The organism is Oerskovia sp. NPDC056781 (assembly GCF_042789955.1).
Taxonomy (GTDB): Bacteria; Actinomycetota; Actinomycetes; order Actinomycetales; family Cellulomonadaceae; genus Oerskovia; species Oerskovia rustica.
Genome location: NZ_JBHUAD010000191.1, coordinates 1 through 8,011 on the forward strand (window position 1 = coordinate 1; position 8,011 = coordinate 8,011).

Below are 8,011 nucleotides of genomic sequence, written 5' to 3' on the forward strand. Positions count from 1 at the left end.
ACCCGAAGGGCCGTACCCGCCCTGCGGGCGGACGTGCACGGTCGACGGGCACGTCGACCGTGCGGGGTCAGTCCTGGTCGGGGTCCGTCCAGTGCCCGGACTCGCGCTCGGTCCACAGCTCGGCGCGGGCCTCGGCCTTGGCGTCCATGCGCTCGGTGTACTCGCGACGCTTGTCCGACCGCGTGGGGCGCGAGGTGTCCTCGAGCCGCAGGTCGGAGCCGCGCGGGCCGCCGAGGAGCTCGGAGCCCGTGATGAGCGTGGGCTCCCAGTCGAACACGACGGCGTTCTTGTCCGAGCCGATGCGCACCTCGTCGCCCGCGACGGCGCCGGCCTTGAAGAGCTTCTCCTCGACGCCGAGGCGTGCGAGACGGTCCGCGAGGTAGCCCACGGCCTCGTCGTTCGAGAAGTCGGTCTGGCGGACCCAGCGCTCGGGCTTGGAGCCGCGGACCTCGTAGTAGAAGCCGGTCTCGGCGCCACCCTTGCGGGTCACGGTGAAGCCCGCGTCGTCGACGGCCTTGGGGCGCAGGATCGTGCGCGCCGGCGCGGGAGCCGGGGCGTCACGGCGCGCCTGGTCGACGAGCTCGGCGAGCGCGAACGTCAGGGGGCGCAGGCCCTCGTGGCTCGCGGTCGAGATCTCGAAGACGCGCAGGCCGCGGGCCTCGAGGTCGGGGCGCACGAGCTCGGCGAGCTCGCGGGCCTCGGGGACGTCGATCTTGTTGAGCACCACGAGACGCGGGCGCTCGTTGAGCGGGAGGCGGGCCCCTTCGATGTCGAGGTCGCCCGCGTAGGCGTCGAGCTCGGCCTCGAGCGCCTCGAGGTCGGAGATCGGGTCCCGACCGGGCTCGAGCGTCGCGCAGTCGAGCACGTGCACGATCACGGCGGTGCGCTCGATGTGGCGCAGGAACTCGAGGCCGAGCCCCTTGCCCTGGCTCGCGCCGGGGATGAGGCCGGGGACGTCGGCGACCGTGTAGCGCGAGTCGCCCGCCTGGACCACGCCCAGGTTGGGGACCAGGGTCGTGAACGGGTAGTCGGCGATCTTGGGCCGGGCCGCGGAGATCGCAGCGACGAGCGAGGACTTGCCTGCGCTCGGGAAACCGACGAGCGCGACGTCGGCGATCGACTTGACCTCGAGGACGAAGTCGGCCTCCTCGCCGGGCTCGCCGAGCAGCGCGAAGCCCGGTGCCTTGCGGCGCTGGGAGGCGAGAGCGGCGTTGCCGAGGCCACCACGACCACCTGCGGCCGCGACGTACTCGGCGCCCTCGCCGACGAGGTCGGCCAGGACGTTGCCGTCGGTGTCCTTGATCACGGTGCCGTCGGGCACGCGCAGGATCAGGTCCCCGCCGTTGGCGCCCGCGCGGTGGTCGCCCATGCCCTGGGTGCCGGAGGTCGCGTGGCGGTGCGGCGAGTGGTGGAACTCGAGGAGCGTCGTGGTCTGGGAGTCGACGACGATCCGCACGGTCCCACCATCACCCCCGTTGCCGCCGTCAGGGCCGGCGAGCGGCTTGAACTTCTCCCGGCGGATGGAGGCGCAACCGTTGCCGCCGTCACCGCCGGAGGCGTGCAGGACGACGCGGTCGACGAACGTGGCCATGGAAATGGTCCTCTCAAGCAGGGGGGAAGAACACCAGGAGGGGCGCACCGCGTCGGTGCGCCCCTCCTGTCAAGCGTGCTGCGTCGTGGATCAGGCCTCGGCCGAGACGATGTCGACGACCTTGCGCCCGCGGCGCGTACCGAACTGGACCGCGCCGGCGGTCAGGGCGAACAGCGTGTCGTCGCCACCGCGACCGACGTTGTTGCCCGGGTGGAAGTGGGTGCCGCGCTGGCGGACGATGATCTCGCCGGCGCTGACGACCTGGCCACCGAAGCGCTTCACGCCGAGGCGCTGGGCGTTGGAGTCACGACCGTTGCGCGAGGAGCTCGCGCCCTTCTTGTGTGCCATGTCGAACCTGCTTTCGTGCTGGAAGAAGAGGGGGTGGGATCACCTGCGGCGGCCCTCACGAGCCACCGAGGGAAGTCACTTGATGCCGGTGACCTTGAGGCGGGTCAGCTGCTGACGGTGACCCTGGCGCTTGCGGTAGCCGGTCTTGTTCTTGTACTTGAGGATCGTGATCTTCGGGCCCTTTTCGTCCCGGACGACCTCAGCAGTGACCTTGACCTTCGCGAGCGCCGCAGCGTCGTGGGTCACCTTCTCCCCGTCCACCAGCAGGATCGCAGGAAGCTCGACGGACTGTCCGGCACCAGCCGACAGACGGTCGACGACGACGATATCGCCGACGGACACCTTCTCCTGGCGGCCACCGGCCTTGACGATCGCGTACACCACGTTGTTGCTCATCTCTTCTAGTCTTGGCGTGCTCGCCATGTCTGGTCGTCTTGGCAGGACTCAACACACCGTGGCGTGCGAGTGCGACCGGACCATGGGCACACGGGACCAGTGCGCACCGAGCGCACCGACGTTCAAGGGTACGGGAATCCCGGAGGCAGGGTCAAATAGCGACCCTCCCCTCCACGGGTCAAGCCGACGCGCCCGCCCGGACCTCCGTCAGTCGAGGACGAAGGTGACCTCGAGCGCCACCTGCCAGGCGACGATCTTCCCGTCCCTGACCTCGACCTTCTGCTCCTTGACCCACGCGCCCGTGAGGTTGCGCAGCGTCTCGCTCGCCCGCTCGATCCCGGTCTTCACCGCGTCGTCGAAGCTCACGTCGGACCGTGCACTGATCTGGGTGATGCGCGCTACCGAGCCGCTCATGACGTCCTCCGCCGTCCAGGGCGGACGCCTCGTCGCGTCCGCGCACCCCTCCACGATCCCCCGCGGGGCGTCGGCGCGCCAGTGCACGGTCGCCGAGCCGCGCACCGGCCGTGCCGCCAGTACCGCCAGCGCAGCTCGACGTCAGCGCAGCCGTGCCGCGAGCCCCGCGACGATCACGTCGGCGCCGAACCCGAACCGCTCGTCGAAGCCGCGGGCGCCGTCGGCGCCCGCCCCACCGACCGCCTGCTCCTCGACGACGAAACCCAGGACGAAGCTGAGCACGGTCCCCCAGGCACGCGCGGCGTCGTCGGGCGCGAAGCCCGCGGACGTGAGGATGCCCAGCGGGACCTCGACCGCGTCGCGCAGCGCCTCGTCCGTGACGAGGGTGCCGCTGAAGACGCGCGCGCCGTCGCGGTGCGCGAGCAGCATGCGGCGCAGGTTCGTCGCGGAGTCGCGCACGCAGTCCTGCCAGGGCGACCCGGCGAGGGTCGCCTCGTCCCAGGCCTCCCCGTCGACGAGGTCGCGCAGCATGGTGGCGGCCATCTCGTGGAGCAGGTCGGCCTTGCTCGCGAAGTGCCAGTAGAGCGCGGGCGCCTTGACGCCGAGGTCCTGGGCGAGCCTGCGCAGGGTCAGCCCGTCGAGACCGACCTCGTCGAGCAGCGCGAGCGCCGCGCGCACGACACGCTCCCGGTCCAGCCGCTCGGCCATCGCCCGTCCTCCTCGGCTCGTCGGCGGCCACGAGTCGGCCGCACGCCCTCACCTTGACACCTTAACGATGTTCAGCAACTCTAACGTTGTTAGATTGAACAACGTTAAGGAGACCCCGGTGCGCGTCCTGATCGTGATCGACCACCCCTACGAGGGCAGCTACAGCCGGGCGCTCGCCGCCGCGGCGATACGCGGTGCGACGAGCGCCGGGCACGACGTCGACGTGATCGACCTCGACCTCGACGACTTCGACCCCGTGGTCCGACGCACGGACCTTGGCGCGTGGCGCGAAGGACGGACCGTCGACCCCCGTGCCGCCGAGTACCAGGAACGCCTGGCCGCCGCCGACCACCTCGTCCTGGTCCACCCCGTCTGGTGGGAGGTCATGCCCGCACGCCTCAAGGGCTTCTTCGACAAGGTCCTGGTCCCCGGCTTCGCGTACACCGAGAGCCGCGTCGGGACGCTCCAGGGGCTGCTCGGTCTCTCGGGCGTCACGCTCGTGACGACCATGACGACCCCCGGGCCGCTCTACCGCCTGTGGTTCGGAGCCCCCGTGCACCGCGTCGTGGCCCGCGGGGTCTTCGGCCAGCTCGGCGTGCCACGCGTCCGGTGGGTCAACCACCCCCGCGTCGCCGAGGTCTCCCCCGCCCGGCGCGCACGATGGCTGACCGCGCTCGAGCGGCGGTTCGCGAGCCTCCCCGAGCCCTCGGACCGGGCGCGCGAGCGCGCGGCCCGCCGGGACGCCGCGCGAGCAGCGGACGCGCGACCGGCAGACACGCGAGGCGGCGCCGAGCACGAGCCGGCCGCACGACCGGCCGCCTGACGACCCACGCCCGGCACGACGAAGGACCCCGGCCGAGGCCGGGGTCCTTCGGTGGTGCCGAGCGGTCGACGCGTCAGGCGTTCGCCTGGCCGTTCGACTCCGCGGCCGAGGCCTGGGCGATCTGCGCACGGACGTCGTCCATGTCGAGCCCCTTGACCGCCTCGACGACCTGCTCGAGAGCGGGTGCAGGGAGCGCGCCGGGCTGCGAGAAGACGAGGACGCCTTCGCGGAACGCCATGAGCGTCGGGATCGAGGTGATGTTCGCGGCGGCAGCGAGCGCCTGCTCGGCCTCGGTGTCGATCTTGCCGTGCACGACGTCGGGGTGAGTCTCCGAGGACGCCTCGAACACCGGGGCGAACTGGCGGCACGGGCCGCACCACGACGCCCAGAAGTCCACCAGGACGATGTCGTTGTCCTTGATGGTCTGCTCGAACGTGGCGCCGGTGAGTTCCTGGGTTGCCATGAAGGTCCTTCCTGAGGGGTTCACCAGGTGCAGCAACGGGTCCCCGGGAGGTATTCCCGGCCCGCGGGCGAACATACGCCGGGTTCCTCCCTGTCGCCTGCCGGGGCCCGGGAACCCCGACCTCCACCACGGTGACCCAGGTCACGTCTAGGCTGTGGCGCGTGGAACGCCTCAGGCCGCGCACGATCGCGGGATACGCCATCGGTTCGGTCGGCACGGGCGGCTTCGGCACGCTGCCCGGCCTCATGCTCCTGTACTACCTGACGGACGCGCTCGCCGTGCCGGCCGCGGTCGCGGGCCTGGTCGTCACGGGCGCCAAGGTCTGGGACGTCGTGATCGACCCGTTCATCGGGTACGGCAGCGACCGCGACCTGGCTCGCACGGGCTCGCGGCGGCGCTTCATGACGATCGGCGCGTGCACGATCCCCGTCTTCTTCGCGCTGACGTTCGCGGTCCCCGGCGGAGCCTCGACGGCCGCGGCCTCGATCTGGGTGCTCGTGGCCTTCCTGCTCGCGGCCACGGCGTTCTCGCTGTTCCAGGTGCCGTACATCGCGCTGCCCGCGGAGATCGCGCCAACGTACGACGAGCGCACGCGCCTCATCAGCTGGCGGGTCGCGACCCTCGCGTTCGCGATCCTGCTGTTCGGCGCGGGCGGCCCGGTGCTGCGTGGCGAGACGAGCTCGCTGTCGGGCTACCTCACGCTGGGCGTCGTCGCGGGACTGGTCATCGGGGCCGGCATGTTCGTCGCGTCCCGGGTGGCCCCGCGCGCAGAGCGCGCCGCCGGCCCGACGGCCTCGCTCCCCCCGGGTGCGCACGCCGCGGCACCGCAGGCGGCCACGTCGGCCGCGGGCGCGTTCCGCCTCGCGGTCTCGGAGGCCGTCGCAACGCTGCGCCGCAGCCAGCCCTTCCGGGTCCTGCTCACGGCGTTCTTCCTCCAGGCCCTCGCGACGGGTCTCATGCTCGCGGCCGCGAACTACGTCGCGACCTACGTCCTCGAGTCGACCCTCGCGGTGAGCCTGCTGTTCGCAGCGCTCATCGCGCCCGCGCTGCTGGTCATGCCGCTCTGGAACCGGCTCGCGCGTCGGGTCGGCAAGGAGCGCAGCTTCGTCCTCGCGAGCTCGCTGTTCGCGGTCGCGACGCTGTGCATGGTGCCGCTCGCGTGGGCTCCGGGCGCCTGGGTGTACCTACCGACCGCGCTCGCGGGCGTCGGGTACGCGGGCATGCAGGCGCTCCCGCTCGCGATGCTGCCCGACGTGATCGCGCACGACGCCCGCACGGAACCCGTCACGGGTCCGGGCCCGTCAGACCGTGGCGGGGCGTTCAGCGGCGTGTGGACCGCGGGCGAGACGACGGGCATGGCGTTCGGCGCCGGGCTGCTGAGCCTCGTGCAGTGGGTCACGGGCTACCGGTCGTCGAGCGCGGGCTTCACGCCCGAGCAGTCCGCGGCCGCGGTCGACGGCATCGCGCTCTCGTTCTCGCTCGTCCCGGCGGTGCTGGTCGCGCTGAGCCTCCTCGCCCTCGTACGCTATCGACTGCGCAGGGGCGACATCGACGTGCCCACCGAGGAGTCCGCCGCGCATGAGCGCCCTTGACGACACCCCCCTGCCCGCCCCGCCCGTCCTGCGGACCGAGGGCATCCTCGACCGCCTCGCAACGCTGCGTGCGGCCGATGCGCCGACGCACGGGGGCCGCGTGCTCTCGTACGTCTACGACCCGGACCTTGCCGACCTCGATGCCCTCGCCGGCGACGCGATCCGCGCGGTCCAGCCGCTCAACGCGCTGGACCCCACGACGTTCTCGTCGGTCGCCGTCATGGAGCGCGAGCTCGTGGCCTTCGCGCGCGACATGCTCCACGGGACGGGCGCGCAGGACGCGAGCGGCGTCGTCGGGACCGTGACGTCCGGCGGGACCGAGAGCTGCCTGCTCGCCGTCAAGACCGCCCGCGACGCGTTTCTCGCGGTGCAGCCTCCGCGGGCCGACGGCACGCCGCACACGCTCGCGACGCTCGGCTTCGCGCCCAAGGTCGTGGCGCCGAGCACGGTGCACGCCGCGTTCCACAAGGCCGCGGGCTACCTGGGGCTCGACCTCGTGCTGGTCCCCGTGGACCCCACGTCGTGCCGCGCCGTCCCGACCGCCATGGCCGCGGCCGTGAGTGACGGGAACGACGTCGCGCTCGTCGTCGTCTCCGCACCGTCGTACCCGCACGGGGTCGTGGACCCGGTCGAGGAGGTCGCGGCGTCCGCGAGCGCCCTGGGTGTCCCGGTCCACGTGGACGCGTGCGTGGGCGGGTGGGTGCTGCCCTTCTGGCCCGACGACGTCGCACACGTCCAGCGCTTCGACTTCCGCGTGCCGGGGGTCACCTCGATCTCGGCCGACGTCCACAAGTACGGCTACGCCCCCAAGGGCGCCTCGGTCCTGCTCACGCGCGATCGCGACCGGCAGCGCCACCAGCTGTTCGCGACGACGCGCTGGCCGGGCTACCCGGTCGTGAACTCGACGATCATGGGCTCGAAGTCGGCGGGGCCGCTCGCCGCGGCCTGGGCCGTGACGCAGGCGCTCGGCATGCCGGGCTACAGGGCGGTGACGGCACGGTGCGCGGTCGCGACGGTCACGCTGCGCGAGGTGCTCGACGCGATCGAGGGCCTGCGCGTCGTCGGAGACCCTGTCGGGCCCCTCGTGGCGGTCGCGACCGACGAGTCGGTGCCCACGGACCGGCGGGTCGACCCGCACGTGTGGTCGGACGCGGTCCGGGCGAGCGGGTTCGTCCTCCAGCCGCAGCCCGGCTACACCCAGCCCGACGGCTCGCGCCTGCCGCACACGACGCACCTCACGGTGACCCCCGTGACGGCGGGCGTGGTCGACGAGCTGGGTGCCGCGCTGGTCGCCGCCGCGCAGGCCGTGCGTGGTGTGCCACGCCCCGACCCGCAGGAGGTCCTGGGCGCCCTGGTCGCGACGCTCGCCCCAGGGGTCCCGGCGCCCGAGGTGCTCTCGGCCCTGGGGGCTCTCGACGCGCGCGCGGCGTGGGACCTCGTGCAGGCCGCCGTGCTCGGTGGCTCCGACCCGCGGGGCGGTGACGCCCCCGAGCCGGGCACGGGGCCCATGGCACCGCTGCTCTCCCTGGTCGAGGCGCTGCCCGCCCCCGTGAGCGAGCGTCTCCTGGTCGAGCTCATCGCGCGCCTCGCGGAGCCCGTGGCACCGCCCCTCGACGCCCTGGCGGCGGAGCCCGGGGGCTCCTGAACCACGACCGGTGGGCGGGGCCGGGTCCGTG

The 8,011-nt window shown here is 72.8% G+C and carries 9 protein-coding genes; 3 read left to right on the top strand and 6 right to left on the bottom strand.

Features of this window, described 5'->3' with window-relative positions:
* Nucleotides 1-67: 67 nt before the first annotated feature.
* The 5 genes from obgE to ACFRCR_RS14600 all read right to left on the bottom strand — a co-directional run bounded on the left by obgE (nucleotide 68) and on the right by ACFRCR_RS14600 (nucleotide 3,457).
* Nucleotides 68-1,591, bottom strand: coding sequence for a GTPase ObgE (obgE, locus tag ACFRCR_RS14580; protein ID WP_336706308.1), 1,524 nt, complete (start codon nucleotides 1,589-1,591; stop codon nucleotides 68-70).
* A gap of 90 nt (nucleotides 1,592-1,681) precedes the next feature.
* Nucleotides 1,682-1,939, bottom strand: coding sequence for a 50S ribosomal protein L27 (gene rpmA, locus ACFRCR_RS14585; protein ID WP_030151568.1), 258 nt, complete (start codon nucleotides 1,937-1,939; stop codon nucleotides 1,682-1,684).
* Nucleotides 1,940-2,014: 75 nt separating this feature from the next.
* Complete coding sequence (rplU, locus tag ACFRCR_RS14590) at nucleotides 2,015-2,323, bottom strand: 50S ribosomal protein L21 (RefSeq protein WP_191789147.1); 309 nt, start codon at nucleotides 2,321-2,323, stop codon at nucleotides 2,015-2,017.
* Between the two features lie 219 nt (nucleotides 2,324-2,542).
* The gene (locus tag ACFRCR_RS14595) at nucleotides 2,543-2,749 is read right to left on the bottom strand and encodes a dodecin family protein (protein WP_056651409.1); all 207 of its coding nucleotides are present in this window, start codon (nucleotides 2,747-2,749) and stop codon (nucleotides 2,543-2,545) included.
* A 141-nt stretch (nucleotides 2,750-2,890) separates the two neighbouring features.
* Entirely contained in the window at nucleotides 2,891-3,457 is a 567-nt protein-coding gene (locus ACFRCR_RS14600; RefSeq protein ID WP_377678513.1) for a TetR/AcrR family transcriptional regulator C-terminal domain-containing protein, read from the bottom strand.
* A 67-nt stretch (nucleotides 3,458-3,524) separates the two neighbouring features.
* On the opposite strand from ACFRCR_RS14600, the gene ACFRCR_RS14605 reads away from it, so the two are divergent.
* On the top strand, nucleotides 3,525-4,280 hold the full coding sequence (locus tag ACFRCR_RS14605; RefSeq protein WP_377678515.1) for an NAD(P)H-dependent oxidoreductase: 756 nt from the start codon (nucleotides 3,525-3,527) through the stop codon (nucleotides 4,278-4,280).
* Nucleotides 4,281-4,353: 73 nt separating this feature from the next.
* On the opposite strand, the gene trxA is transcribed toward ACFRCR_RS14605, so the two are convergent.
* Nucleotides 4,354-4,743, bottom strand: a complete 390-nt coding sequence (gene trxA, locus ACFRCR_RS14610; RefSeq protein ID WP_191788897.1) for a thioredoxin — start codon at nucleotides 4,741-4,743, stop codon at nucleotides 4,354-4,356.
* A gap of 161 nt (nucleotides 4,744-4,904) precedes the next feature.
* Here trxA and ACFRCR_RS14615 point away from each other — a divergent pair, with 161 nt between their 5' ends.
* Both ACFRCR_RS14615 and ACFRCR_RS14620 read left to right on the top strand, forming a co-directional pair.
* Nucleotides 4,905-6,335 carry an MFS transporter gene (locus ACFRCR_RS14615; protein ID WP_377678517.1) on the top strand — a complete coding sequence of 477 codons (1,431 nt, stop codon included), beginning with the start codon at nucleotides 4,905-4,907 and terminating at the stop codon, nucleotides 6,333-6,335.
* On the top strand, nucleotides 6,322-7,980 hold the full coding sequence (locus ACFRCR_RS14620; RefSeq protein ID WP_377678519.1) for a pyridoxal phosphate-dependent decarboxylase family protein: 1,659 nt from the start codon (nucleotides 6,322-6,324) through the stop codon (nucleotides 7,978-7,980). The genes ACFRCR_RS14615 and ACFRCR_RS14620 overlap by 14 nt, the downstream gene beginning before the upstream one ends.
* Nucleotides 7,981-8,011 lie beyond the last annotated feature (31 nt).